This is a genomic window from Pseudomonas sp. GD03862, from assembly GCF_029840855.1.
Taxonomy (GTDB): Bacteria; Pseudomonadota; Gammaproteobacteria; order Pseudomonadales; family Pseudomonadaceae; genus Aquipseudomonas; species Aquipseudomonas alloputida.
Genome location: NZ_JAOCDI010000033.1, coordinates 12273 through 38608 on the forward strand (window position 1 = coordinate 12273; position 26336 = coordinate 38608).

At 63.0% G+C, this 26336-nt stretch carries 19 protein-coding genes; 12 read left to right on the forward strand and 7 right to left on the reverse strand.

The annotated features are described in order from the left end of the window. Positions 1–77: 77 nt before the first annotated feature. A complete protein-coding gene (locus N5D53_RS19885) occupies positions 78–1427 on the reverse strand; it encodes an APC family permease (RefSeq protein ID WP_104960631.1) in 1350 nt (449 codons plus the stop codon). A 240-nt stretch (positions 1428–1667) separates the two neighbouring features. Further along, complete coding sequence (locus tag N5D53_RS19890; protein WP_014589394.1) at positions 1668–2555, reverse strand: acyltransferase; 888 nt, start codon at positions 2553–2555, stop codon at positions 1668–1670. Positions 2556–2737: 182 nt separating this feature from the next. Here N5D53_RS19890 and N5D53_RS19895 point away from each other — a divergent pair, with 182 nt between their 5' ends. From N5D53_RS19895 to creD, 4 genes are all read left to right on the forward strand, one after another. Next, a complete protein-coding gene (locus N5D53_RS19895) occupies positions 2738–3238 on the forward strand; it encodes an ATP-dependent zinc protease (protein ID WP_104960632.1) in 501 nt (166 codons plus the stop codon). A gap of 132 nt (positions 3239–3370) precedes the next feature. Continuing rightward, positions 3371–4051, forward strand: coding sequence for a two-component system response regulator CreB (gene creB / locus N5D53_RS19900; protein ID WP_019437093.1), 681 nt, complete (start codon positions 3371–3373; stop codon positions 4049–4051). After that, positions 4051–5487 (forward strand): two-component system sensor histidine kinase CreC, encoded by a 1437-nt coding sequence (gene creC, locus N5D53_RS19905; RefSeq protein WP_020192503.1) that lies wholly within the window; start codon positions 4051–4053, stop codon positions 5485–5487. Before creB ends, creC begins: the two co-directional genes overlap by 1 nt. Before the next feature lie 106 nt (positions 5488–5593). Then, the gene (gene creD, locus N5D53_RS19910) at positions 5594–6922 is read left to right on the forward strand and encodes a cell envelope integrity protein CreD (RefSeq protein ID WP_190869762.1); all 1329 of its coding nucleotides are present in this window, start codon (positions 5594–5596) and stop codon (positions 6920–6922) included. Positions 6923–7089: 167 nt separating this feature from the next. Here creD and N5D53_RS19915 read toward each other — a convergent pair whose 3' ends face one another. The 5 genes from N5D53_RS19915 to aceE form a co-directional block, all read right to left on the reverse strand. After that, a complete protein-coding gene (locus N5D53_RS19915; protein ID WP_104960635.1) occupies positions 7090–7713 on the reverse strand; it encodes a glutathione S-transferase in 624 nt (207 codons plus the stop codon). Positions 7714–7716: 3 nt separating this feature from the next. After that, the gene (gene msrA / locus N5D53_RS19920; RefSeq protein WP_010951691.1) at positions 7717–8385 is read right to left on the reverse strand and encodes a peptide-methionine (S)-S-oxide reductase MsrA; all 669 of its coding nucleotides are present in this window, start codon (positions 8383–8385) and stop codon (positions 7717–7719) included. Positions 8386–8552: 167 nt separating this feature from the next. Continuing rightward, a complete protein-coding gene (locus tag N5D53_RS19925) occupies positions 8553–11243 on the reverse strand; it encodes an EAL domain-containing protein (RefSeq protein ID WP_104960636.1) in 2691 nt (896 codons plus the stop codon). A 306-nt stretch (positions 11244–11549) separates the two neighbouring features. Further along, positions 11550–13193: a dihydrolipoyllysine-residue acetyltransferase gene (aceF, locus tag N5D53_RS19930; RefSeq protein WP_104886797.1), complete on the reverse strand. Its 1644-nt coding sequence runs from the start codon at positions 13191–13193 to the stop codon at positions 11550–11552. A 13-nt stretch (positions 13194–13206) separates the two neighbouring features. After that, a complete protein-coding gene (aceE, locus tag N5D53_RS19935; RefSeq protein WP_003255651.1) occupies positions 13207–15852 on the reverse strand; it encodes a pyruvate dehydrogenase (acetyl-transferring), homodimeric type in 2646 nt (881 codons plus the stop codon). A 383-nt stretch (positions 15853–16235) separates the two neighbouring features. Here aceE and glnE point away from each other — a divergent pair, with 383 nt between their 5' ends. The 8 genes from glnE to N5D53_RS19975 all read left to right on the forward strand — a co-directional run bounded on the left by glnE (position 16236) and on the right by N5D53_RS19975 (position 26332). Continuing rightward, positions 16236–19169, forward strand: coding sequence for a bifunctional [glutamate--ammonia ligase]-adenylyl-L-tyrosine phosphorylase/[glutamate--ammonia-ligase] adenylyltransferase (glnE, locus tag N5D53_RS19940; RefSeq protein ID WP_010951694.1), 2934 nt, complete (start codon positions 16236–16238; stop codon positions 19167–19169). Positions 19170–19371: 202 nt separating this feature from the next. Further along, positions 19372–20421 (forward strand): lipopolysaccharide heptosyltransferase II, encoded by a 1050-nt coding sequence (gene waaF, locus N5D53_RS19945; protein WP_104960638.1) that lies wholly within the window; start codon positions 19372–19374, stop codon positions 20419–20421. Next, the gene (gene waaC, locus N5D53_RS19950; RefSeq protein WP_020193129.1) at positions 20422–21480 is read left to right on the forward strand and encodes a lipopolysaccharide heptosyltransferase I; all 1059 of its coding nucleotides are present in this window, start codon (positions 20422–20424) and stop codon (positions 21478–21480) included. Continuing rightward, positions 21480–22604 carry a glycosyltransferase family 4 protein gene (locus N5D53_RS19955; protein WP_003255647.1) on the forward strand — a complete coding sequence of 375 codons (1125 nt, stop codon included), beginning with the start codon at positions 21480–21482 and terminating at the stop codon, positions 22602–22604. Before waaC ends, N5D53_RS19955 begins: the two co-directional genes overlap by 1 nt. Continuing rightward, positions 22601–23407: a lipopolysaccharide core heptose(I) kinase RfaP gene (gene rfaP, locus N5D53_RS19960; RefSeq protein ID WP_010951697.1), complete on the forward strand. Its 807-nt coding sequence runs from the start codon at positions 22601–22603 to the stop codon at positions 23405–23407. The genes N5D53_RS19955 and rfaP overlap by 4 nt, the downstream gene beginning before the upstream one ends. Continuing rightward, a complete protein-coding gene (locus N5D53_RS19965; protein WP_014589406.1) occupies positions 23407–24141 on the forward strand; it encodes a lipopolysaccharide kinase InaA family protein in 735 nt (244 codons plus the stop codon). The genes rfaP and N5D53_RS19965 overlap by 1 nt, the downstream gene beginning before the upstream one ends. After that, the gene (locus N5D53_RS19970; protein WP_104960639.1) at positions 24138–24890 is read left to right on the forward strand and encodes a lipopolysaccharide kinase InaA family protein; all 753 of its coding nucleotides are present in this window, start codon (positions 24138–24140) and stop codon (positions 24888–24890) included. Before N5D53_RS19965 ends, N5D53_RS19970 begins: the two co-directional genes overlap by 4 nt. Then, complete coding sequence (locus N5D53_RS19975; protein ID WP_104960640.1) at positions 24890–26332, forward strand: lipopolysaccharide kinase InaA family protein; 1443 nt, start codon at positions 24890–24892, stop codon at positions 26330–26332. The genes N5D53_RS19970 and N5D53_RS19975 overlap by 1 nt, the downstream gene beginning before the upstream one ends. Positions 26333–26336 lie beyond the last annotated feature (4 nt).

Sequence of the window (26336 nt, forward strand, 5' to 3'; positions counted from 1 at the left end):
CAAGCCATGGGCTGAGTGCTGTAGGGGCGGCTTGCGTCGCGAAAGGGCTGCCCCCACAAAAGCGAAATTGCATCAGGTCAGACAGCTTCGGAGAAATCCACCAGGCGGACGGGGCGGCGGAAGCCCGCTGTCAGAACTGCCAGGTACGCAAGGCCCAAGGCAAACCAGCACAGGCCAATCACCAGCGTCAGCGCCGACAGGCTGGTCCACAGCCACAAGGTCAACCCCAGCCCTACCAGCGGCACCAGACCATAGCTCAGCAGGCCTTTGAAGTTGCGCTGCGAGGCATCATCCATCAGGTGCGTTTTCACCACCGCCAGGTTCACCGCCGAAAACGCCACCAGCGCACCAAAGCTGATCAGCGAGGCGAGGGTAGAAAGGTCGATCACCAGCGCCAGCAGCGAGAACGCCGACACCAGCGCAATGGCGAACACCGGCGTACCAAAGCGCGGCGACAGGTAACCAAAGCTGCGCCGTGGCAGCACGTTGTCACGCCCCATGGTGAACAGGATGCGCGACACCGCGGCCTGCGAGGCCAGCGCCGAACCCAGGCTGCCCGCCACATAAGCAGCGGTGAAGAAGTTGGTGAGAAACTGCCCGCCAGCCTTGAACATCACTTCGTTGGCCGCTGCATCGGCATTGGCGAAGCTGCTGCCTGGCAGCACCAACTGGCTGACGTAAGCCAGCACGGTGAACAGCAACCCGGCGAACAGGGTGGTGAGGATGATCGCCCGTGGCACGTCGCGGCGTGCGTCGCGGCATTCTTCGGCCAGGGTCGATACGGCGTCGAAGCCCAGGAACGACAAGCACAACACCGCTGCACCAGCCATCAGGTGGCCAAAGCCAGGTTTGCTGCCATCGCCGATTAGCGGCGACAGCAGGTCGAGCGGCTGGCCAGCCAATGTCTGGCAGGACAGCGCGACAAACACGCCAATGAACACGATCTGCGCGCCGACGATCAGGTTGCTGGTCTTGGCCACCGAGTTGATACCGACCACGTTCAGCACTGTCACCAAAGCGATGCATGCGAGCACGAAGGCCCAGGCAGGCACTGCGGGGAACGCAATGTTGAGAAACAGGCCGATCAGCAGGTAGTTGATCATCGGCAGGAACAGGTAATCCAGCAACAGCGACCAGCCGGCCAGGAAGCCGACATTGGGGCCGAAGGCCATGTTGGTGTAGGAATAGGCCGAGCCCGCGACCGGGAAGCGCTTGACCATGAAACTGTAGGACGCGGCGGTGAACAGCATGGCCACCAGGGTGACCAGGTAGGCGCCGGCGGTGCGGCCACCGGTAAGTTCGGTGACGATGCCGTAGGTGGTGAAAATGGTCAGCGGGACCATGTACACCAGGCCGAAGAACACCAGGGCGGGGAGGCCGAGAACACGGCGAAGCTGGGCGGGGTTAGAGCTGGGTGGGTTGGCCATTGATCGATCCAGGCATTTTTGTAGTTGTGCTGTGGTCGATTTTTATCCACTTAGGTGGGGGAAGACAAAAAAGTAATCCTTATGCTGATTATTAGCCTGGGTTTTGATCGGATTCTGGCTATGGCAGGTCCGGCCTCTTCGCGGGTGAACCCGCTCCTACAAGGGGCAGCGCATGCCTGAATGTAGCGGTTGTAGGAGCGGGTTCACCCGCGAAGAGGCCAGTTCAGGCGACAGAAGGTCTCAGCCCATCTCCGCCCGCAGCTGCTCGATCCGCTGGTCCTTCGCCACCCACAACTGGTTCACCCAGGCCTGTACCGTCTGCCTGAACTCAGGATCATTCTCGTAATCCCCCGCCCACAACGCCGGGTCCAGCTCCCGCACCTGAATGTCGATAATCACCCGGCTAATGCTGCCATTGAGCAGGTCCCAGAACCCCGGCGCCTTATTACCGGGGTACACGATGGTCACATCCAGCAGGGCATCCAGCTGTTCGCCCAATGCCGCGAGCACAAACGCTACACCACCCGCCTTGGGCTTGAGCAGGTAGCGATACGGCGACTGCTGCTCCTGGCGCTTGGCTTCGGTAAACCGGGTGCCCTCCAGGTAATTGACCACGGTCACCGGCTGGCGCTTGAACAGCTCGCAGGCCGCCTTGGTGATTTCCAGGTCCTTGCCCTTGAGCTCCGGGTGCTTTTCCAGAAACGCCTTGCTGTAGCGCTTCATGAACGGGTAATCCAGCCCCCACCAGGCCAGGCCCAGCAACGGTACCCAGATCAGTTCCTTTTTCAGGAAGAACTTGAAGAACGGTGTACGGCGGTTGAGGCTTTCGATCAACGCCGGGATGTCGACCCAGGTCTGGTGGTTGCTCACGGCCAGGTACGAGGTGTCCTTGCGCAGGTTTTCCACACCGCGGATGTCCCACTGGGTAGGGATGCACAGGGCGAAGATGGCTTTGTCGATTTCCGACCAGGTTTCGGCCACCCACATCACCGCCCAGGACGCGTAGTCACGGCCACGGCCCGGCAACACCAGCTTGAGCAGGGCGAAGACCAGCAGCGGGCAGATCAATACCACAGTATTGAGCAGCAGCAGGGTGGTAGTGAGAATGCCGGTCAGCAGGCGACGCATAAAAAGACTCTTGTTGTGGGAGATAAACGGTTGGCAATGATAAGCAGGGCGGTCGTCTACGCCAAATGTCCAATGCCCGGCGGCGGGAACAAATGTTTCACGTTATGTTGTTTAGTCTTGTGAAAGCGAACCTATCTTGCCAGTGCAGTCTAAGCACTGACCCTTTTCAAGGAAGCCTGCCTGTGAAACCACTGCTAGCCCTGTTGTCGTTGTTGGCGCTGCCGGTAATGGCCGCCGAGCCCACCCTCTACGGCCGTTACGAGAACATCGCCCTGCCCGAGCTGGGCGAAACCCTGAAAGCCAAGATGGACACCGGCGCCTTCACCGCGTCGCTGTCGGCCAAGGATATCGAGCGGTTCACCCGCGATGGCGACGAGTGGGTGCGCTTCCGCCTGGCGACCAAGGACTCGGACGGCAAGGTGTACGAGCACAAGGTCTCGCGCATCAGCAAGATCAAGGGCCGTGCCGATGAAGAGGACGAAGGGGATGCGCCAGAGGTCTCCAAGCGCCCGGTGGTCGACCTGGAGTTGTGCCTGGGGGATGTGAAGCGCACCGTCGAGGTGAATCTGGTGGACCGCAGCAACTTCAACTACCCGCTGCTGGTGGGTTCCAAGGCGCTGCGCGAGTTCAAGGCGGCGGTCAACCCGGCGAAGAAGTTCACTGCTGGCAAGCCAGGCTGTTGATTTGAAGCGGGCGCAATACAATGTAGCGAACACACATGATGTGGTGTCAGGCACCGGTTTCGCCGGTGTTCGCGGGCAAGCCCGCTCCTACACTGAGATGTGCCAACCTTCAAAACCGCAAGGCCGGACGCCATGCCCCATATCCTCATCGTCGAAGACGAAGCCGCCATCGCCGACACCCTGGTCTACGCCTTGCAGGCCGATGGTCACAGCACCGAGTGGGTAACCCTGGGCAGTGCCGCCCTCGACCAGCAGCGCCAGCGCCCGGCCGACCTGGTCATTCTCGACATCGGCCTGCCCGACATCAGCGGCTTCGAAACCTGTCGCCAGCTGCGCCGGTTCACCGAGGTGCCAGTGATGTTTCTCAGCGCCCGGGACGGTGAAATCGACCGCGTAGTAGGCCTGGAAATCGGCGCCGATGACTACGTGGTAAAACCTTTCAGCCCTCGTGAAGTGGCAGCGCGCGTTCGGGCGATCCTCAAACGCATGGCCCCGAGGGCCGAGGCTGCCGGCGGAACCACCTTGTTCCAGCTCGACACCCTGCGCATGCAGATCACCTACCGCAGCCAGCCGCTCACGCTGACCCGGCATGAGTTCCGCCTGCTGCAATGCCTGCTCGAACAACCGCAGCGGGTGTTCAGCCGCGAACAGCTGCTCGACGCTTTGGGCGTGGCCTCCGACGTGGGCTATGAGCGCACCATCGACAGCCATATCAAGAGCCTGCGCGCCAAACTGCGCCAGGTAGCGGGTGATGCCGAGCCGATCCAGACCCATCGCGGCCTCGGTTACAGCTATAGCCCGGAGCACGCCTGATGCGCTTGGGTATTCGCATCTTCCTGGTGTACTTCCTGTTCGTCGGTTTGGCCGGTTACTTCTTGCTCAATACCGTACGCGAACAGATTCGCCCGGTAGTGCGCCAATCCTCCGAAGAAACATTGGTAGACACTGCCAACCTGCTGGCAGAAATCCTGCGGGATGACGTCAAGGCCGGCACCCTGAACCAGGGCCGCCTGCCCGAGGTGCTCGAGGCCTACGGCTCGCGCAGCCCGGGCGCACAGATCTGGGGGCTGGCCAAGAACCAGGTCAGCCACCGCATCTACGTCACTGACGCCAAGGGCATCGTGTTGCTGGACTCCAGCGGCGAGGCCCTGGGCAAGGATTACTCGCAGTGGAATGACGTGCTGCTGACCCTGCGTGGCCAGTATGGCGCCCGCTCCACCCGCAGCGACCCCAACGACGAAAGCACCTCGGTGATGCACGTTGGCGCGCCGATCATCGACAACGGCAAGATCATCGGCGTCGTCACCGTCGCCAAGCCCAATAGCTCATTGCAACCCTACATCGACCGCTCCGAGCGACGCCTGCTCACCCTGGGGCTGGGGCTGATCGGCCTGGGCTTGCTGATCGGCGCGGCTCTGTCGTGGTGGCTTGCGCGCTCGCTGCGCAAGTTGGCAGGTTATGCGCAGGCGGTCAGCGAAGGTGAGCGTGCGGAGCTTCCGCATTACAAGGGCGGCGAGCTGGCGAACCTGGCACAGGCAGTGGAACGCATGCGCACCCAGCTGGAAGGCAAGGCCTATGTCGAGCGCTACGTGCACACCCTGACTCACGAGCTGAAAAGCCCGCTGGCGGCCATCCGCGGTGCTTCCGAGCTGTTGCAGGGCGAGGACATGCCCGCTGATCAGCGGGCGCGCTTTGCCGGCAATATCGAGCGCGAGAGCGAGCGTTTGCAGCAGATGATCGAGCGGCTGCTCAACCTGGCCAGGGTCGAGCAGATGCAGGCGCTGGAGGACGAGCAGCAGGTGGCGCTGGCGGCGTTGGTCGATGAGTTGCTGCTGGCCCATGCGGCGCGGATCGAAGGCGCCCGTTTGCAGGTACGTCAGCGGGTGCCTGCCACTTTGCGCTTGCTTTGCGATCCGTTTCTGATGCGCCAGGCGTTGGCCAACCTGCTCGACAACGCACTGGACTTCACCCCGGAAGGGGGCACGCTGCTGTTCGACCTGGAGCGCGCTGGCGAACGCGTGGCGTTGAGTTTGTTCAACCAAGGGCAAGCGATACCGGCCTATGCCATTGGGCGGGTCAGCGAGCGGTTCTACTCGCTGCCGCGGCCCGGGAGCGGGCGCAAGAGCACCGGGCTGGGGCTGAACTTCGTGGCCGAGGTGATGCAGCTGCACGGCGGGGCCTTGGCGGTGGACAACGTCGATGGCGGGGTACGGGTGCGGTTGTGGCTGCCGCTGCGGCGCATTAGCTGAGATAGCCGGGCTGCTCAGCAGTCTCAATTACACGTAAATCACACACGTGCTCCACAAAGCCTCCACGCAAGGCGCAGACACTGCGCCCACTGCCACAGGAGGCCACATGAACAAGACCCTCGGTTTCAAACTCGGCATGATCGCCATGCTGATGTTGCTGTTGCTCATCCCGCTACTGCTGATCAACGGCCTGATCGACGACCGCCAGACCATGCGCGACGGCGTGCTGCGCGATATTGCCCAGAGCACCAGCTTCGATCAGCAACTCACCGGCCCGTTGCTGGTGGTGCCGTACCGCAAGTACCAGCGCCGCTGGATCGAAAAGGACGGTGAGCGTACCCAGGAAACCAGCACGATCGCCGGCCACCTGTACTTCCTGCCGGAAACCTTCGAAGCCGACCTGGGTGTGGACACCGAACTGCGCGCCCGCGGCATCTACCAGGCCCGGTTGTTTCACACCAAAGGCCGTATCAGCGGCCGCTTCAAGCTCCCGGCGCATTGGGGCATCGACAAGGACTTTGACGACTACCGCTTCGACAAGCCGTTCCTGGTGGTGGGCATCAGTGATATCCGCGGTATCGAAAGTGGTCTGGAGCTGAGTATGGACGAGCAAAAAGTGCCGTTCGAGCCCGGCACCCAGCTCGACTGGATGCGCGGCGGCGTGCACGCCAGCCTGCCGGGGCTGGACGGGTTACAGGCGCGAGCGTTCAGCTATGGCTTTGACCTGGCGTTGCAAGGTACCGGCCAGTTGCACGTGGTACCCGTGGGCCGTACCAGCAGCGTGGACATGCGCGCCAACTGGCCACACCCGAGCTTCGTCGGCAACTACTTGCCCAACCGCCGCGAAATCGATGCTCAAGGCTTCAGTGCCCATTGGCAAACCTCGTTCTTTGCCACCAACCTTGAGGATGCCATACGCCAGTGCGCTAACGCCGGGCAGTGTACAGATTTCAGTGAGCGCAGCTTTGGCGTGAGTTTTATAGACCCGGTGGACCAATACCTGAAAAGCGAGCGGGCGATCAAATACGCGTTGTTGTTCATTGCCCTGACCTTTGCCGGCTTCTTCCTGTTCGAGGTAATGAAGAACCTGAGTGTGCACCCGGTGCAGTACAGCCTGGTGGGCGTGGCGCTGGCGTTCTTCTATCTGTTGCTGCTGTCGTTGTCCGAGCACATTGGCTTTGGTTTGGCGTATGGGCTGTCGGCTTCAGCCTGTGTGCTGCTGATCGGTTTCTACCTGAGCCATGTATTGCGCAGTCTGGGGCGAGGGGTGGGTTTTGCAGCGGGTTTGGCGGCGTTGTACGCGCTGCTCTACGGGCTGCTGAGTGCCGAAGACTATGCGCTGCTGATGGGGTCGTTGCTGTGTTTCGGTTTGCTTGGGGTGTTCATGGTGCTGACCCGACGGCTGGACTGGGCACGGGTGGGGAGGGCGACATGAGGGAGGACAAAGAGATCGGGCGCTGGTTGGCCCTCAGGATCGGGCTGTTGTTTCCTGTGATACCGAGGTGAGGCCTTCGCGGGCACGCCCGCTCCCACAAGCCCACCACAGATAGCGAACACTGTGGAGAACCTTGTAGGAGCGGGTTCACCCGCGAAGGGGCCCTGTCAGGCCACTGGCGCTGTAGCGACCATCGACGGCCGCTTGACCACCTCGGCATACCACGCCGCCAACCCAGGCTGGTGTTCACGCCAGCCAAACCCGGGCTGACGCAAATCCAGATAGCCCAGCGCACAGGCCACGCCAATCGCCGCCAGGTCGAAGCCGGACATCAGCTCAGGCAAGTGCTCCTGCTCCAGGTTGGCCAGGCTCCGGCGGATTTTGTCACCCTGCGCCTGCAGCCAGCCATCCCAGCGCTTGTCCTCTGGCCGCAGGAAGCTCTCATAACGGCTCGACACCGCCGCATCCATGATCGCATCGGCCTGTGATACCAAGGTCATGCGCCGCCAGCGCGCCGAGCCTTCTCGTGGCAGCAGCGGCAGGCCTACGTGCTGCATGTCGAGGTACTCGCAAATCACCCGGCTGTCATGCAGCACGGTGCCGTCTTCCAGGCGCAGGGCCGGGATCTTGCCGATCGGGTTGTCCAGGTTAAGCTGCGGGTCGCCGCTCACCGGGCTGATGTTCACCGGCTGCAGCTGCACACGCTCAAGCTGGCCGGTCTCGTGCAACACCACCATGACCTTGCGCACGAAAGGCGACAACGGCGAGTGGAACAGGGTCATCGTGCTCATGCTTCAGTTACCTTGCAGGCTGGGTGGCAGGCACACGCCGGTGCCGCCGATGCCGCAGTAGCCGTCCGGGTTCTTGGCGAGATACTGCTGGTGGTAGGCCTCGGCGAAATAGACGGTCGGTGCCTGGTCGATTTCGGTGGTGATCTCACCGAAGCCGGCCTTGCTCAGTTCGGCCTGGAAGGCGTCGCGGCTGGCCTTGGCCTGTTCCAGCTGTTCCGGGCTGGTGCAGTAGATGGCCGAGCGGTACTGGGTGCCGATGTCGTTGCCCTGGCGCATACCTTGGGTGGGGTTGTGCAGCTCCCAGAACATTGCCAGCAGTTCGCGGTAGCTGACCTTGTCCTTGTCGAACACCACCAGCACCACTTCGGTGTGGCCGGTCAGGCCCGAGCAGACTTCTTCGTAGGTAGGGTGCGGGGTGAAGCCGCCGGCGTAGCCGACCACGGTGCTGACCACACCTTCACGCTGCCAGAAGCGGCGCTCCGCGCCCCAGAAGCAGCCCAGGCCGAAGATGGCGAAGTCGATGGCGCCTTCGAAGAACGGGCCGAGCAGTGGGGTGTCTTTGAAGACGTAGTGGAACTCGGGCAGGCTCATTGGCGTGTCGCGGCCAGGCAGGGCCTGTTCCGCAGTGGGCATGACGTTTTTGTTCACCAGGATTTCCGAACGCAGGACCATGGCCGTTCCTCTGTGTTTATTCAGTGGGGTAGGGGTTTGGGCCTTCGCGGGCAGGCCCGCTGCCACAGGTACAGCACAGGTTCCAAAGGTTGTGGTTTCCTGTGGGAGCGGACGTGCCCGCGAAAGGGCCCGAATGGCTTCTATAGTGCCCGAGGATTACGCAGCTGTCAGGCCACCGGGCCACGCGGATAGCGCTTCAGCCGTTCGGCCAGCTCGCGCCCGGGAATCGGCCGGTCGAACAGGTAACCCTGGCCCACGTCGCAGCGGTGACGGCGCAGGAACGCCAGCTGCTCTGGCGTCTCGATCCCTTCGGCCACCACCTTCAGCTTCAGGTTGTGGGCCATGGCCACCACCGCCGAGGTGATTTCCATGTCGTCCTGGTTGTCGGGGATTTCGTTGATGAAGCTGCGATCGATCTTGAGGATGTCGATCGGAAACTTCTTCAGGTAGCTCAGCGACGAATAACCGGTGCCGAAGTCGTCCATGGCCAAGGTCAGGCCCAGGGCCTTCAGTTCGTCCAGCTGGCGGTGGGTGTCTTCGCTGGCTTCCAGCAGCAGGCCTTCGGTCAGCTCCAGCTCCAGCAGGTGCGGGGGCAGGGCTTCTTCCTTGAGGATGGTGCTGATCGACGCCACCAGGTCCGGGTCGGAGAACTGTTTGGGCGACAGGTTGATGGCTACATGCAGGTTGCCCAGGCCGGCCTTGCGCAGTTGCTGGCTCATGCAGCACGCCTGGCGCACCACCCATTTGCCGATAGGGATGATCAGGCCGGTTTCCTCGGCCACGCTGATGAACTGGTCCGGGCGGATCATGCCGCGTTCGGGGTGGTTCCAGCGCAGCAGCGCTTCCAGGCCCAGCAGGCGACCGCTGCGCAGGCACAGCTTGGGCTGGTAGAACACGTCCAGCTCATTCTGGGTCAGGGCACGGCGCAGGTTGTTCTCGACGAACAGCTTGTAGCTGGCTTCGGCGTTGAGCACTTCGGTAAACACCTGTACCTGGTGTTTACCGTTGGCCTTGGCCTTGTGCAATGCAAGGCCGGCATTCTTCATCAGGCTGGCCGGGTCGACGCCGTGCAACGGTGCACAGGCCAGGCCTACCGATGCGGTGACGTTGATCAGCTGGTTGTCGACGAACATCGGCTTGTCGAGGGTACACAGCAACTGCTGGGCAACGCCTTGGCCATCTTCAAGGCTGGTGTCGTCGAGCAGCACGGCGAACTCGTTACTGGCAAAGCGCGCCAGGATGCCACCGCTGTGCAGGCTGTTGCGCAGACGCCTGGCCAGGCTGATCAGCAGCTTGTCGCCGGTCTGGTGGCCAAGGCTGTCGTTGATGCGCTTGAAGTTGTCGATGTCCACCAGCAGCAGGCACATCGAGCTTTCGCCATCGCGGGCGAAGCGCTCGTCCAGGCTGCGGATGAACGCCGGGCGGTTGCCCAGGTTGGTGAGGTTGTCGGTGTAAGCCAGGCGTTCGATGCGTTGCTGGGCCAGCTTGGTCTGGGTGACGTCTTCGTAGATGCCGATGTAGTGGGTCAGCTCACGGTTGTCACCGTACACCTTGGAAATCGACAGCTGGCCCCAGTACGGCTCCAGGTTTTTGCGCCGGCTCTTGAACTCGCCCTGCCAACTGTTGCCCATGGCCAGGCTCGACGGCGAGTCGAACAGCAGTTCGCTGAGGTTCTCCAGTGCCGGTAGCTCACCCAGCTGGCGGCCCTGCACTTCGTCGGTACTGTACTGGGTGATGGCGGTGAAGCTGGGGTTGACGTACTCCACCCGGCCGTCGCGGTTCACCAGCAGGAAGGCACTGGCGCTCTGCTCGACCGCACGCTGGAACAGGTGCAGGGCGCTGGCCGCGGCCCGTCGTTTGTGGTTTGTGATCACTTGGGCGAACTGGTCGGCCAGCTCACCGGCAAAGGCAATCTCGTCCGACTGCCAGGCCCTTGGCTGGCCGCTTTGCTCCAGGCACAACACGCCGATCACCTGGCCATCGACACGGATGCTGGCGTCGAGCATGGCCTTGTTTTCCGGGCGCATGCTTTGCGCCAGGGCGCGGGTGCGCGGGTCGTGGCCGGCGTTGTGAGCGTCGATGGCGCGGCTTGCGTGCAGTGCATCCAGGTAGTCGGGGAAGCGGCTGGCATCGATGGCTTCGGGCTGGCGGTGCTCCTGTGCGTCGCGGTACCAGGCGATGATCGGTTCCAGGCGTTGGTCTTCCAGGTGCCAGATGCTGGCGCAGTCGACCTTGTAGATTTCGCAGGCGCTCTGGGTGATCAGCTGGGCCGCTTCGAGCAGCGAGTTACCCGCGCTGTAGCGATGGCGGGCGAGGCGCAGGATAAGGTCCTGCTGGCCGCGCACCCGCTCCAGGTGCTCCAGCTGTTCTTGCTGCGTGCGCTGGTTCAGCTGCAGGGCCAGCTGCAGGCGGTTGTTGCGTGATTCCAGGTCGCTGGCGCCGGTTTCGCCGGTCTCTTCCTGCTGGTCGTCGAGCACGCTCAGGTAGCCGCGCAACAGCTGGCGGTTGTGTTGCTTGTAGGCTTCACCCGCTTCCAGCAGGCGCAGCGAGGTGCTCGGTGTGTGCAGGGTGTAGCGCACGCGGTAGTAGCCGCGCTGTGCCAGTTGCAACTGGATCTCGTCGTGCAGCCGGTAGCGTGCTTCGGGTTCCATCAGGCTGGCGTAGGGCGCGTCAATCAGGGCACACAGCTCGCCGGTTTTCAGGCCGAACTGGCGCTCACAGGCTGGGTCAAGGTAGAGCATGGCCCAGGTGGCTTCGTTGAGCCTTTCGAAACGCAGCATGCCGAGCCGCGAGGGCACGGGTAACTGTGTCACGACCTCGGCCGCCACACGGCTGGCGGCATCGGGTTGGCTTTTCATCGAAGACTCGCTTGAAGAGGGAACGCTGCCTTGTGGCTGCGGCGGATTTGGCAAGGTTGCATCATGTCCCGAGGGCTGGCAAGCGGCCATGCTTGATGCTGTGGACAGGTTATCGGCTGACGTGGCCGATTCTGTAGTTTGGCTGGAGATTTTGGGGCCGCTTTGCGGCCTTGTGTCGCGAAAGGAGGGCGAAGCCCTCCCAGCTTTTCCCAGGCAAAAAAAGCCCCGCCAATCGACGGGGTTGAGGTACGAGCGTGGCAGCTCGAAAAGGGTACTGCCCCTCGCAAGGAGGGGCAGTGTGCTGGCTTACAGCAGCATGGTGCGGATATCGCCCAGCACGTCGCCCAGGCGCTTGGTGAAGCGCGCGGCGGCAGCGCCGTTGATCACACGGTGATCGTAGGACAGCGACAGCGGCAGCATCAGCTTTGGCTGGAAGGCCTTGCCATCCCAGACTGGCTGCATGGTCGCCTTGGAGACGCCCAGGATAGCCACTTCCGGCGCATTGACGATCGGCGTGAAGCCGGTGCCGCCAATGTGGCCGAGGCTGGAGATGGTGAAGCAAGCGCCTTGCATCTCGTCAGCCGACAGCTTCTTGGTGCGCGCCTTCTCGGCCAGTGCAGCGGCTTCGGCAGCCAGTTGCAGCAGGCTCTTCTGGTCGACGTTCTTGATCACAGGGACCAGCAAGCCGTCCGGGGTGTCCACGGCGAAGCCGATGTGCACGTACTTCTTGCGGATGATGGCCTTGCCGCTTGGCGCCAGCGAGCTGTTGAAGTCCGGCAGTTCCTTGAGCAGGAAGGCGCAGGCCTTGAGCAGCAGTGGCAGCACGGTCAGCTTCACCCCAGCCTTCTCGGCCACGGCCTTCTGCGCAACGCGGAAGGCTTCCAGCTCGGTGATGTCGGCAGAGTCGAACTGAGTCACGTGCGGCACGTTGAGCCAGCTGCGGTGCAGGTTGGCAGCACCGACCTGCATCAGGCGGGTCAGGGCCACTTCTTCCACTTCACCGAACTTGCTGAAGTCCACGGCAGGGATCGGCGGGATGCCAGCACCACCGGTCGCACCGGCGGCTGCCGGCGCTTCCTTGGCCTTCTGCATCATGGCCTTGACGTAGACCTGCACGTCTTCTTTCAGGATGCGACCGTGCGGGCCGGTGGCAGCAACTGCACCCAGCTCGACACCGAATTCACGGGCCAGCTGACGAACAGCAGGGCCTGCGTGAACCTTGGCATTGCTGCCAGCGGCCGGTGCGGTAGCAGCCGGTGCAGGGGCAGCAGCCGGGGCTGCAGCAGCAGGTGCGGCAGCCGGAGCAGCCTCAGCCTTGGCTGGTGCAGGAGCAGCAGCCGGTGCCGGCGCGGCAGCCGGGGCGGCACCCGCCACTTTCAGCTTGAAGATCAGGTCGCCAGTGCCGACTTCGTCTTCCAGCTTGCACAGCACTTCTTCGACCACGCCGGCGGCCGGCGACGGGATTTCCATGGAAGCCTTGTCGGACTCCAGGGTAATCAGCGACTGGTCGGCTTCGACGGTGTCGCCGACTTTGACCAGCACTTCGATGATCTTGGCCTTGCCCGACGAACCGATGTCCGGCACGTGGATGTCCTGCACGCTGGCGGCAGCCGGGGCTGCTGCCGGAGCAGGGGCAGCTTCGGCGGCCGGAGCCGGCGCAGCAGCCTGAGCTGGAGCAGCGGCAGCAGCCGGTGCCTCAGGGGCCGCAGCAGCGGCGCCCTCGGCTTCCAGGACCAGCAGTTCGTCGCCTTCTTTCAGGCGGTCGCCCAGCTTGACCTTCAGTTCCTTGATCACGCCAGCCTTGGGCGCCGGAATTTCCATGGAGGCCTTGTCGGACTCCAGGGTCAGCAGGCTCTGGTCAGCCTCGATACGATCACCGACCTTGACGAACAGCTCGATGATTTCACCTTCACCGCTGCCGATGTCAGGTACGCGAATGAGTTCGCTCACTTAAAAATACTCCTCAGCAGTCCAGTGGGTTGCGCTTGTCCGGGTCGATACCGAACTTGACGATAGCGTCTGCGACAACCTTGGGTTCGATCTCGCCACGGTCAGCCAGGGCTTCCAGGGCAGCCAGCACCACGAAGTGGCGGTCGACTTCGAAGAAGTGACGCAGCTTCTTGCGGCTGTCGCTGCGACCGTAACCGTCGGTACCCAGGACTTTGAACTCTTTGCTCGGTACCCACTGACGAATCTGCTCGGCGAACAGCTTCATGTAGTCGGTAGAGGCGATGACCGGGCCTTTGCGACCGTTCAGGCACTGCTCGACGTAGGTCTGCTGTGGCTTCTGGCCAGGCTTCAGGCGGTTGGCGCGTTCCACGGCCAGGCCGTCGCGGCGCAGTTCGTTGAAGCTGGTGACGCTCCACACGTCGGCACCGACGTTGAACTCTTCACGCAGGATCTTCGCGGCTTCGCGGACTTCGCGCAGGATGGTGCCGGAGCCCATCAGCTGTACGTGGTGTGCAGCTTCGCGGGTGTCCTCTTCCAGCAGGTACATGCCCTTGATGATGCCTTCCTCGACACCGGCCGGCATGGCTGGCTGCTGGTAGGATTCGTTCATCACGGTGATGTAGTAGAAGATGTCCTGTTGCTCTTCGGTCATCTTCTTCATGCCGTCCTGGATGATCACCGCCAGCTCGTAGCCGTAGGTCGGATCGTAGGTGCGGCAGTTCGGGATGGTGCCCGCCATCATGTGGCTGTGACCGTCTTCGTGCTGCAGGCCTTCACCGTTGAGGGTGGTACGGCCGGCGGTACCGCCGATCAGGAAGCCACGGGTGCGGCTGTCGCCAGCGGCCCAGGCCAGGTCGCCAATACGCTGGAAACCGAACATCGAGTAGAAGATGTAGAACGGCAGCATCGGCTGGTTGTGGCAGCTGTACGAGGTACCGGCAGCGATGAACGACGACATGGCGCCGGCTTCGTTGATGCCTTCCTCGAGGATCTGGCCCTTCTTGTCTTCGCGGTAGAACATCACCTGGTCTTTATCGACTGGCTCGTAGAGCTGGCCGACCGACGAGTAGATGCCCAACTGGCGGAACATGCCTTCCATACCGAAGGTACGGGCTTCGTCCGGGATGATCGGGACGATGCGCTGGCCAATGTCCTTGTCCTTGACCAGCTGCGCCAGAATACGCACGAAGGCCATGGTGGTGGAGATTTCGCGGTCGCCCGAGCCGTCCAGGATCGCTTTCAGCGTTTCCAGTGGCGGGGTCGGCACGCTGAAGCTCTTGGCACGGCGCTGTGGCACGAAACCGCCCAGGGCAGCACGGCGCTCGGCCAGGTACTTGGCTTCGGCAGAACCTTCTTCCGGCTTGAAGAACGGCAGGTTCTCCAGGTCGGCATCCTTGACCGGGATGTCGAAGCGGTCACGGAAGTGACGCAGGCTGTCGACGTCGACCTTCTTGGTGTTGTGCGCGGTGTTCTTGGCTTCGCCAGCACCGGTGCCGTAACCCTTGATGGTCTTGGCCAGGATGACGGTCGGCTGCTCTTTGTGGTTAACAGCCTGGTGATACGCCGCGTAGACCTTGTACGGGTCGTGACCGCCACGGTTGAGCTTCCAGATCTCTTCGTCGGACAGGTCTTCGACCATGGCCTTGAGTTCCGGGGTGTTGAAGAAGTGCTCGCGAACGTACGCGCCGTCTTTGGCTTTGTAGTTCTGGTATTCGCCGTCGATGACTTCGTCCATGCGGCGCTGCAGGGCACCGTTGGTGTCCTTGGCCAGCAGTGGGTCCCAGAAACGGCCCCAGACGACTTTGTTGACGTTCCAGCCACCGCCACGGAACACGCCTTCGAGTTCCTGGATGATCTTGCCGTTGCCGCGAACCGGGCCGTCGAGGCGCTGCAGGTTGCAGTTGATGACGAAGATCAGGTTGTCCAGCTTCTCGCGGCCGGCCAGGGCGATTGCACCCAGGGATTCCGGCTCGTCGCACTCACCGTCGCCCATGAAGCACCAGACCTTCTGCTTGCCGGCCGGGATGAAGCCACGAGCTTCCAGGTACTTCATGAAGCGTGCCTGGTAGATCGCCTGGATCGGGCCCAGACCCATCGAAACGGTCGGGAACTGCCAGAAGTCAGGCATCAACCATGGGTGTGGGTACGAAGACAGACCGTTGCCGTCCACTTCCTGACGGAAGTTGTTCATCTGGTCTTCGCTGATGCGGCCTTCCATGAAGGCACGGGCGTAGACGCCTGGCGATGCGTGGCCCTGGAAGAAGACCAGGTCGCCGCCGTGTTCTTCGGTAGGGGCCTGGAAGAAGTAGTTGAAGCCGATGTCGTACAGGGTGGCACTGGAGGCGAAGCTAGAGATGTGTCCGCCCAGGTCCGAGTCTTTCAGGTTGGTACGCATGACCATGGCCAGCGCGTTCCAACGCACCATCGAGCGAATGCGGCGTTCCATGAACAGGTCGCCAGGCATGCGTGCTTCGTGGGTGACAGGGATGGTGTTGCGGTATGGCGTGGTGATCGCATATGGCAGCTGGGAGCCACTACGGGTGGCCAGCTCGCCCATACGGGTCATCAGGTAATGAGCGCGGTCTTCGCCTTCTTTGTCGAGGACCGACTCCAGGGCATCCAGCCATTCCTGGGTTTCGATTGGATCGAGGTCTTGCATGGCTTGCTCCAGGGCGGAAAGGCAACCAGAATCGATTGCCTGAGATTGCGACTGGCCTTATGGGCAGACGTCGTGAATTCTTGGATTACCGGGGTGTCTTCCGGCGCGTTGTAGTTTTACTACATTTGCTTTCGCATTTCATGCTTTTACACGACACGAGTAGTAGTAAAACTACATTTGTGCGACGTTTGGTCGCACCTTGGCTTGTGAGGAAAAACGTTCATGTTGGTTGGCATTGTGTCGCGAACGGGTGGTTCTTGATGTTTGTTGCCAAGTTTTCGTTTTTTTCAGCTATTTCCAACTTTTGTACGACAGTCCAACCGTGGTCCGGCTTCCCCTTGGCCGCTTTTTCCCCTCTATTTCACGCCGATCAAGGATAGACCATGCGCCTACCTTTGCCCTCCGATCTGCCTGCCACCTTGCAGCCGCTGGTCACTCGCAACCAGCAGTTCATCAGCGATGCCGTGGCCGGCCACCCCGAACTCGACCTGCAGGCCTGGAGCCCGCTGCACCGGCAGCAGTTCGATCAGGTGGCTGCTGCCAGTGAATTCGTACTCAGTTTGGCCCAGCGCGAGCCCGCGATGCTGTTCGCCCTGCTGGCCAGCGGCGAGCTGGAGCGGCGTTACGCCCCGGGTGAGCTGCGCGGGCAAATCGCCGCAACAGCCCAGGCGGCACAGAGCGAGGACGAGCTGGCGCGCAATCTGCGCCGCGCGCGCAACCGCCAGCAGCTGCGCATTATCTGGCGCGACATTACCCGTCAGGCGGAACTTGGCGAAACCTGCCGTGACCTGTCGGACCTTGCCGATGCGGCCATCGACGAAGCCTACCAATGGCTGTACCCGCGCCATTGCCAGCAATTCGGCACGCCCATCGGCAACCGCAGCGGCCAGCCGCAGCACATGGTGGTGCTGGGCATGGGCAAGCTGGGAGCGGTAGAGCTTAACCTGTCGTCGGACATCGACCTGATCTTCGGTTTCCCCGAGGGAGGTGAAACCGAAGGGGTGAAGCGCTCGCTGGACAACCAGGAGTTCTTCACGCGCCTGGGCCAAAGGCTGATCAAGGCACTGGACCCGGTTACCGTCGACGGCTTTGTGTTCCGCGTTGACATGCGCCTGCGTCCCTATGGTTCGGCGGGTGCCCTGGTGCTCAGCTTCAATGCACTGGAGCAGTACTACCAGGACCAGGGCCGTGACTGGGAACGTTACGCGATGATCAAGGCGCGGGTGGTGGCCGGCGACCAGGCGGCCGGCGCGCAGTTGCAGGAGATGCTGCGCCCGTTCGTGTACCGCCGCTACCTGGACTTTTCCGCAATCGAAGCGCTGCGCACCATGAAGCAGCTGATCCAGCAGGAAGTGCGGCGCAAGGGCATGGCCGAGAACATCAAGCTGGGTGCCGGTGGTATTCGCGAAGTAGAGTTCATCGCCCAAGCCTTCCAGCTGATCCACGGCGGGCGTGACCTCAGCCTGCAGCAGCGGCCGTTGCTCAAGGTGCTGGCCACCCTGGAAGGCCAAGGCTACCTGCCGCCAGCAGTGGTGGCCGAGTTGCGCGAGGGTTATGAGTTCCTGCGCTATACCGAGCACGCCATCCAGGCCATTGCCGACCGCCAGACGCAAATGTTGCCGGAAGGTGAGACCGATCAGGCACGCGTGGCCTACGTGCTCGGTTTTGCCGACTGGCAGAGCTTCCACGACCAGTTGATGTACTGGCGTGGCCGTATCGACTGGCATTTCCGCCAGGTCATTGCCGACCCGGATGATGAAGACGGCGAAGGCGAACTGGTGGTGGGTGGCGAGTGGTCGCCGTTGTGGGAGCAGGCGCAGGATGAAGAAGCCGCTGGCCGGCAATTGCAAGAGGCTGGCTTCAAGCAACCCGCCGAAGCCTTGCGGCGCCTGGCCGGGCTGCGTTCCAGCCCGCAGTTGCGCTCGATGCAGCGCATCGGCCGTGAGCGACTTGACGCATTCATCCCACGGCTGTTGGCCCAGGCGGTGGAGCATGACAACCCTGACCTGGTGCTTGAGCGGGTGTTGCCATTGGTCGAGGCTGTGGCACGGCGTTCGGCCTACCTGGTACTGCTGACCGAAAACCCCGGTGCCTTGCGCCGTTTGCTGACGCTGTGCGCCGCCAGCCCGTGGATTGCCGAGCAGATTGCCCTTTACCCGCTGCTGCTCGACGAACTGCTCAATGAGGGCCGCTTGTTCAGCCCGCCCTTGGCGCCAGAACTGGCCAGCGAGCTGCGCGAGCGCCTGACTCGCATCCCCGAGGACGACCTGGAGCAGCAGATGGAGGCGCTGCGCCATTTCAAGCTGGCCCACAGCCTGCGCGTGGCCGCCTCGGAAATCAGCGGCAACCTGCCGTTGATGAAAGTCAGCGACTACCTGACCTGGCTGGCTGAAGCCATCCTCGACCAGGTGCTGGCCCTGGCCTGGCGCCAGACCGTGGCCCGCCACGGCCAACCCAAGCGCAGCGACGGCAGCCTGTGCGACCCGGGTTTCATCATCATCGGTTACGGCAAGATGGGCGGCCTGGAGCTAGGCCACGGTTCGGACCTGGACCTGGTCTTCATCCATGACGGCGATCCGCAGGCGGAAACCGACGGTGCGAAGCCTATCGACAGCGCGCAGTTCTTCACGCGTCTGGGGCAGCGCATCATCCACCTGCTGACCACCCAGACCAACTCGGGCCAACTGTACGACGTGGATATGCGCCTGCGCCCGTCCGGCGCCTCGGGCCTGCTGGTCAGCTCGCTGGGCGCCTTCGAGCGCTACCAGCAGAACGAAGCCTGGACCTGGGAACACCAGGCGCTGGTACGGGCCCGTGTGCTGGTGGGTTGCAAGCAGGTGGGGGCGGCATTCGAAGGTGTGCGTGCCAAGGTACTGGGCCAGGCCCGCGACCTGGAAAAACTGCGCGGCGAGGTGAGTGAAATGCGCGCCAAGATGCGTGACAACCTCGGTACCAAGGCTACGGCTGCCGGTACTGCGGCGAACGCCTTCGACGCCGGTGTACCCTTCGATATCAAGCAGGATGCCGGCGGTATCGTCGATATCGAATTTATGGTGCAATACGCCGCTTTGGCCTGGTCCCATGACCATCCGGCCATACTTCGATGGACCGATAACATCCGCATTCTGGAAGAGCTGGAGCAGGCGAACTTGATGCCGGCCAGTGACGCGGTGCTGTTGCGTGAAGTGTACAAGGCGTTCCGCTCGGCCTCCCACCGCCAGGCCCTGCAGAAGGAGGCCGGGGTGATCGATGCGGCGCAGTTTGCCGATGAACGCCGTGAAGTGCGGCGGATCTGGGGTGAGTTGGGTTTAAGCTGATACCGTGTTGGCTTATTCGCGGGCAAGCCCGCTCCCACATGTACTGCACAGGCCCTGAGCAGTGTGCAATCCCTGTGGGAGCGGGCTTGCCCGCGAATAGGCCATGTGAGTGGTACACTGTCCGCCACATAGCCTGAATATAAAGAGGGGAGGCCAGGCTGTACCGCAGCCTGTAGCCTCCCCGAGCGTTTCTGGACTAAGCATGAGAATACTGATCATTGGCCCCAGCTGGGTCGGCGACATGGTGATGGCGCAGACCCTGTTCCAGTGCCTGAAACAGCAGCACCCCGACTGCGTGATCGACGTGCTGGCCCCTGAATGGAGCCGGCCGATCCTCGAGCGCATGCCTGAAGTGCGCCAGGCCTTGAGCTTCCCGCTCGGCCACGGTGCGCTGGAACTGGCCACGCGGCGGCGCATCGGCAAGTCCCTGGCCGGCCAGTACGACCAGGCCATCCTGCTGCCCAATTCGCTCAAGTCGGCGCTGGTGCCCTTTTTTGCCGGCATTCCCAAACGCACCGGCTGGCGTGGTGAAATGCGCTTCGGCCTGCTGAACGATGTGCGCAAGCTGGACAAGGCCCGCTACCCGCTGATGATCGAGCGCTTCATGGCCCTGGCTTATGCGCCCGACACCGAGCTGCCGCAGCCATACCCCCGCCCCAACCTGCAGATCGAAGCGCAAAGCCGTGACGCCGCCCTGGCCAAGTTCGGCCTGGAACTGGACCGTCCGGTACTGGCGCTGTGCCCTGGCGCCGAGTTTGGCGAAGCCAAGCGCTGGCCGGCAGAGCACTATGCCGCTGTGGCCGATGCGATGATTCGCCAAGGCTGGCAAGTGTGGCTGTTTGGCTCGAAGAACGATCACCCGGTCGGTGAGCAGATCCGCGACCGGCTGATTCCGGGGCTCCGTGAAGAGTCGTACAACCTGGCCGGTGAGACCTCGCTGGCCGAGGCCATCGACCTGATGTCTTGCGCCCATGCCGTGGTGTCCAACGACTCCGGCCTGATGCACGTGGCCGCTGCGCTGAACCGTCCATTGGTGGCGGTGTACGGCTCGACTTCACCCGGCTTCACCCCGCCCCTGGCCGAACAGGTGGAAGTGGTGCGCACCGGTATCGAGTGCAGCCCGTGCTTTGACCGCACCTGTCGCTTCGGCCATTACAATTGCCTGCGTCTGCTGGAACCGGGCAAAGTGATCGCCGCCCTGCACAGCCTCAGCGGACCGGACCTGATCGATACCGTGGCCGAGGTCGACTAAGTGCGGGTACTGATCATCAAGACCTCGTCGCTGGGGGACGTAATCCACACCCTGCCGGCGCTTACCGATGCCGCCCATGCCATTCCCGGCATCCGTTTCGATTGGGTGGTGGAAGAAGGCTTCGCCGAAATCCCCGGTTGGCACCCTGCGGTCGACCAGGTCATCCCGGTGGCGATCCGTCGCTGGCGCAAGAACCTCTGGCAAACCATCAAGAGTGGCGAGTGGAAGGCGTTCAAGCAGCGCGTGCGCGAGCGCAAGTATGACCTTGTGATCGACGCCCAGGGCCTGGTCAAGTCGGCCTGGTTGACCCGTTACGTGAAGGCACCCGTAGCCGGCCTGGACCGCTACTCGGCGCGCGAAGGCTGGGCCAGCCGCTTCTACGACCGGCCTCTGTCGGTCGCTACCGGCCAGCACGCGGTGGAGCGGGTGCGCCAACTGTTTGCCATGGCCCTGGCTTATGACCTGCCAGAAGGCATCGGCAACTACGGCCTGGACCTCGACCGCCTGCAACTGCCGCCAGCTGCACCCTATGTGGTGTTCCTGCATGGCACCACCTGGGCGACCAAGCACTGGCCCGAAGCCTACTGGCGCGAACTGGCCGAGCGCATGGGCCGGCGCAAGCTGGAAGTGCGCCTGCCCTGGGGTAATCCGGCTGAGAAGGCGCGGGCCGAGCGAATTGCCCAAGGCTTGAACAACTGCCAGGTGCTCCCCAAATTGAACCTTGCCGGCGTCGCTCGTGTTCTGGCGGCGGCAAAGGCCTGCGTGGCGGTCGATACCGGCCTTGGCCACCTGGCGGCGGCACTCGATGTGCCCACCCTTTCGCTGTTTGGCCCTACCAATCCGGGCCTGACTGGCGCCTACGGACGGACCCAGATTCACCAGGCCAGTGACTGGCCTTGCGCTCCCTGCCTGCAGAAGAAGTGCACCTACAAACCGAGCGCCGACGACCTGCGCCGGTTCGATCTGAAACGCGAGTGGCCGCTGTGCTTCACTCGCCTGAATCCCGAGCATGTGGCGAGCCGCTTGAGCGCGTTGCTGCTGGCTGAGGATGTCCGTTGATGCAACTGGCTTTCGTGCTTTACAAATATTTCCCCTTCGGCGGGCTGCAGCGCGATTTCATGCGCATTGCCCTGGAATGCCAGAAGCGGGGCCACCAGATCCGTGTGTATACGCTGATCTGGGAGGGTGACATTCCGCCGGGCTTCGAAGTGCTGGTGGCGCCGGTGAAGGCGATTTTCAACCACCGCCGCAACGAGAAGCTCAGCGCCTGGATGGCCGCCGACCTGGCCAAGCGCCCGGTCGATCGCCTGATCGGCTTCAACAAGATGCCAGGGCTGGACGTGTACTACGCCGCCGACGGCTGCTTCGAAGACAAGGCGCAGACCCTGCGCGGTGGGCTGTACCGCCGCTGGGGCCGCTACCGGCACTTTGCCGAGTACGAGCGTGCGGTGTTTGCCAAGGACGCCCATACCGAAGTGCTGATGATTTCCGAAGTGCAGCAGCCGCTGTTCATCAAGCATTACGGCACCCCGGTAGAACGTTTCCACCTCCTGCCGCCAGGCATTTCCCAGGATCGCCGTGCGCCGGCCAATGCCGCCGAGATCCGCGCCGAGTTCCGCAAGGAATTCAACCTGGGGGATGACGACCTGCTGCTGGTGCAGATTGGCTCAGGCTTCAAGACCAAAGGTGTGGACCGCAGCCTCAAGGCACTGGCCGCGCTGCCGTCAGCCCTGCGCAAACGCACCAGGCTGATGGTGATCGGCCAGGACGACCCCAAGGTATTCCAGCTGCAAAGCGCTACCCTGGGCCTGGGCGACCAGGTGCAGTTCCTCAAGGGCCGCAGCGATATCCCGCGCTTCCTGCTGGGCGCCGACCTGCTGATTCACCCGGCGTACAACGAGAATACCGGTACGGTGCTGCTCGAAGCGTTGGTCGCCGGCTTGCCGGTGCTGGTGTCCAAGGTGTGCGGTTATGCCCACTACATTGCCGAGGCCGACAGCGGCCTGGTGCTGGACGAGCCGTTCGAACAAGATCAGCTCAACGGCTATCTGCAGCGCATGCTCGAAGACCCGCAGGCGCGTGCCAGCTGGTCGCGCAATGGCCTGGCATTTGCTGATAGCGCCGATCTGTACAGCATGCCGCAGCATGCTGCCGACGTGATCCTGGGGCAAAAGACCGCATGAAGCTGATATTGGCCGAACCCTTCAAACGCCTGTGGGCCGGGCGTGATGCCTTCGACGCCGTGGAGGCGCTGCAAGGCGAGGTCTATCGCGAGCTGGAAGGGCGCCGCACGCTGCGCACCGAAGTGGCTGGCGAGGGCTTTTTCGTCAAGATCCACCGTGGCATCGGCTGGGGCGAGATCTTCAAGAACCTGTTCACCGCCAAGTTGCCGGTGCTCGGGGCCGGCCAGGAATGGCGGGCGATCCAACGCCTGCATGAAGTGGGCGTGCCGACCATGACCGCAGTCGCCTACGGCGAGCGTGGCAGCAACCCGGCCGCGCAGCACTCGTTCATCATCACCGAAGAGCTGGCGCCGACCATCAGCCTGGAAGACTTCAGCATCGACTGGGTCAAACAGCCGCCCGAGCCGCGCCTGAAGCGTGCACTTATCGCCGAGGTGGCGAAGATGACCGGCGGCATGCACCGCGCCGGGGTCAACCACCGCGATTGCTACATCTGCCATTTCCTGTTGCACACCGACCGACCGGTGACGGCGGATGACTTCAAGCTGTCGGTGATCGACCTGCACCGTGCGCAAACCCGTGCCAGAATCAGCCGCCGCTGGCGCGACAAAGACCTGGCTGCGCTGTACTTTTCGGCCCTGGACATCGGCCTGACCCAACGCGACAAGCTGCGCTTCCTGCGTGGTTACTTCCAGCGTCCGCTGCGGCAGGTGCTGAAGGACGAAGCCGCGCTGCTCGCCTGGCTGGAGCGCAAGGCCCAGAAACTCTACGATCGCAAGCAACGCTATGGGGATGCACTCTGATGGCGAGTTGGACACTGGCGCCGGGGTACGAACACCTGGCGGCGGACTTCGGCAGCCTCGACGCGGTGTTCGCCCTCCAGGGCGAACGGCTGACCCGCGACCCGCTCAGTGAAGTGGTACGCATCGAGCGTGACGGGATCAACTACTACGTCAAGCGCTACACCGGGGCCGGCAAGCACATGCGCCGGTACCTGGGGCGGCCACGCATCAAGGCCGAATGGCAAAACCTCAAGCAGTTCGCCAAATGGGGTATCCCCACTGCCGAAGTCGTGGCCTGGGGCCTGGAGCGCAACGGCCTGGCCTTTGGCCGTGGCGCGATGATCACCCGTGAACTGCCGCGCACCGAAGACCTGTCGGCCCTGGCCGAACACAACGATGCGCGCTTGGCCGACCGCGCCTGGGTCGACCATGTCAGCCGTCAACTGGCGCGCCATACCCGGGTCATGCACGAACACCGCTTTGCCCATAACGACCTGAAGTGGCGCAACCTGCTGGTCGATGACCAAGGCACGCTATTCTTCATCGACTGCCCTACCGGCGACTTCTGGCGTGGTTTCATGTGGCGCCACCGGATGATCAAGGACCTGGCATGCCTGGACAAAGTGGCCAAATACCACCTGTCAGCTACCCAGCGCCTGCGCTTCTACCTGCAATACCGTGGCCGCGACCGCCTGAATGTGCGTGACAAGAAGCGCATTCATCGGGTGCTGGGCTTTTTCGAGGGAAGGGAATGACCGATTACCTGGCCAGCGCGGAACTCGCGCTGCTCAAGCGCCATGGCCTGGACAACTTCGAGGCGCTGTGGGCGCTGCAACTTGATGCTGTGGACGAACCCAACACCGGCCGTGGTGGCTGGAGCAGCGTCTTCCGTCTGGAACTCGAAGGCAAGGGCTACTACCTCAAGCGCCAGAGCGACTACCTGACCCGTACCTTGCACCGGCCGTTCGGCGAGCCCACCTTCGCCCGCGAATTCCGTAACATCAGTCGCTACCAGAAGCTGCGCATTCCGGCATTGCAGGCGGTGTTCTACGGCGAGCGCAAGCAGGGCGGCAAGCACCGGGCCATCCTGATGACCCGCGCTCTGGACGAGTGGGCCGACCTCGACAGCCTGCTGGCGCAGTGGCCGCGGTTGGGTGAAGCCGAGCGCACTGGCATCCTGCAGGCCTGCGGTCAGCTGGCGCGTACCCTGCACAGCGCCGGCCAGGTGCATGGCTGCTTCTACCCCAAGCACATTTTCCTGCGTCAACGCCGCGAGGGTTGGGACGCGCAATTGATCGACCTGGAAAAGACCCGGCCGCTGCTGTTCGGCATGCGTGACCGCCTCAAGGACCTGGAACCGCTGCTGCGCCGCGCGCAGGCCTGGCGCGTGCAGGATGTACGTACTTTGCTGGCTACCTACCTGGGGCAGCCGGCTGACGGCGCGCTGGTCGACACCTGGCTGCAACGGCTGACGCAACGCCGTCGTGAAAAAGAGGCCCGCTGATGCGTTTGTCTGAACTGAAGGATGCCGGGCGCAGCCCGGCGCTGCCCCTGAGTATCACGTTGGTTGATGCCGCCGGCAGCGCCGACTTGCAATTGCTCAGCCTGCTGCGCGTGCTGCCGGGCCAGCGTTATGTGGGCGCTGGTGTCTGGCGTGGCACACCGGTGCTGGCGAAGTTGCTGGTCGGGGGTAACGCCGCGCGGCATTTCCAGCGCGAACTGCAGGGTGTGAAGTTGCTGGCCGAACAAGGCCTGACCACACCGACGCTACTGGCCGACGGCCTCAAGGAAGGCGAGGGCGGCTGGCTGCTGTTCGAGTTCCTTGACGGTGCCCAAAGCCTGGCCGATGCCTGGGCCGCAGTGGAAAACCTGCCAGTGCTGGCGGACGAGCAGCACCTGGTACTGGGCGAAGCGCTCACGGCTGTGGCGCACATGCACGCCCGAGGCCTTTGGCAGGAAGACCTGCACCTGGACAACCTGCTGCGCCATGCCGACAAGCTGTACCTGATCGACGGTGCGGGCATCAGGGCGGAAACACCCGGTCAGCAGTTGTCGCGTCCACGCGTGCTGGAAAACCTCGGGGTGTTCTTCGCCCAGTTGCCCAAGCGCCTGGAGCCGTTCATCGAAGAGCTGCTGGTGCATTACCTGCTGGCCAATGCCGAGCATGCCTTGCCGCTGGAAGCGCTGCAGAAACAGGTGGACAAGGTGCGCAACTGGCGCCAGAAGGACTATCTGGACAAGGCTGGCCGCGAGTGCAGCCTGTTCAGCGTCCAGCGCACCCTCTCGGGCTTGCAGGCGATCCGCCGCAGTGAGGTCGAGGCCATGCAGCCTGTACTGGAGCAGGCCGATGCGCTGATCGACAAGGGCCATTTGTACAAGACCGGTGGCGCTGCCAGCGTGGCGCGCATCGAGGTCAATGGTCGCCAGTTGGTGATCAAGCGCTACAACATCAAGAACACCGCACATTGGTTCAAGCGCTTCTGGCGCCCGAGCCGGGCCTGGCATTCCTGGATTGAAGGCAACCGCCTTGAATTCCTCGACATCGCCACGCCACGCCCCCTCGCGGTGCTGGAACAGCGGGTGCTGGGCCTGCGCAGCCGTGCTTACCTGGTCACCGAGTATGTCGACGGCCCGGACCTGACGGCATGCTTCGCGCCCTACGTCGAAAGCGGCGATGCGCCCGAGGAGCAGGTGGATGCTTTGGTGCACGTGATGCAGCAGCTGATTCGAGAGCGCATCAGCCACGGCGACTTCAAAGGCCATAACCTGTTCTGGCACAACGGCCAGTGGTCGCTGATCGACCTCGATGCCATGTGCCAGCACGCCACCCAGCTCAGCTTCGCCCCGGCCTATGCCCGTGACCGGGCACGGCTGCTGCGCAACTGGCCCAATGGCAGTGCCTTGCATCAGCGACTGGACCGGCTGTTGCCGAAACTGGTCGACTGAGGCC

Coding starts and splice junctions, on each gene's coding strand:
- N5D53_RS19885 (WP_104960631.1), bottom strand. CDS start 1,427: ATGGCCAACCCACCCAGCTCTAACCCCGCCCAGCTTCGCCGTGTTCTC.
- N5D53_RS19890 (WP_014589394.1), bottom strand. CDS start 2,555: ATGCGTCGCCTGCTGACCGGCATTCTCACTACCACCCTGCTGCTGCTC.
- creB (WP_019437093.1), top strand. CDS start 3,371: ATGCCCCATATCCTCATCGTCGAAGACGAAGCCGCCATCGCCGACACC.
- creC (WP_020192503.1), top strand. CDS start 4,051: ATGCGCTTGGGTATTCGCATCTTCCTGGTGTACTTCCTGTTCGTCGGT.
- creD (WP_190869762.1), top strand. CDS start 5,594: ATGAACAAGACCCTCGGTTTCAAACTCGGCATGATCGCCATGCTGATG.
- N5D53_RS19915 (WP_104960635.1), bottom strand. CDS start 7,713: ATGAGCACGATGACCCTGTTCCACTCGCCGTTGTCGCCTTTCGTGCGC.
- msrA (WP_010951691.1), bottom strand. CDS start 8,385: ATGGTCCTGCGTTCGGAAATCCTGGTGAACAAAAACGTCATGCCCACT.
- N5D53_RS19925 (WP_104960636.1), bottom strand. CDS start 11,243: ATGAAAAGCCAACCCGATGCCGCCAGCCGTGTGGCGGCCGAGGTCGTG.
- aceE (WP_003255651.1), bottom strand. CDS start 15,852: ATGCAAGACCTCGATCCAATCGAAACCCAGGAATGGCTGGATGCCCTG.
- glnE (WP_010951694.1), top strand. CDS start 16,236: ATGCGCCTACCTTTGCCCTCCGATCTGCCTGCCACCTTGCAGCCGCTG.
- waaF (WP_104960638.1), top strand. CDS start 19,372: ATGAGAATACTGATCATTGGCCCCAGCTGGGTCGGCGACATGGTGATG.
- N5D53_RS19955 (WP_003255647.1), top strand. CDS start 21,480: ATGCAACTGGCTTTCGTGCTTTACAAATATTTCCCCTTCGGCGGGCTG.
- rfaP (WP_010951697.1), top strand. CDS start 22,601: ATGAAGCTGATATTGGCCGAACCCTTCAAACGCCTGTGGGCCGGGCGT.
- N5D53_RS19965 (WP_014589406.1), top strand. CDS start 23,407: ATGGCGAGTTGGACACTGGCGCCGGGGTACGAACACCTGGCGGCGGAC.
- N5D53_RS19970 (WP_104960639.1), top strand. CDS start 24,138: ATGACCGATTACCTGGCCAGCGCGGAACTCGCGCTGCTCAAGCGCCAT.
- N5D53_RS19975 (WP_104960640.1), top strand. CDS start 24,890: ATGCGTTTGTCTGAACTGAAGGATGCCGGGCGCAGCCCGGCGCTGCCC.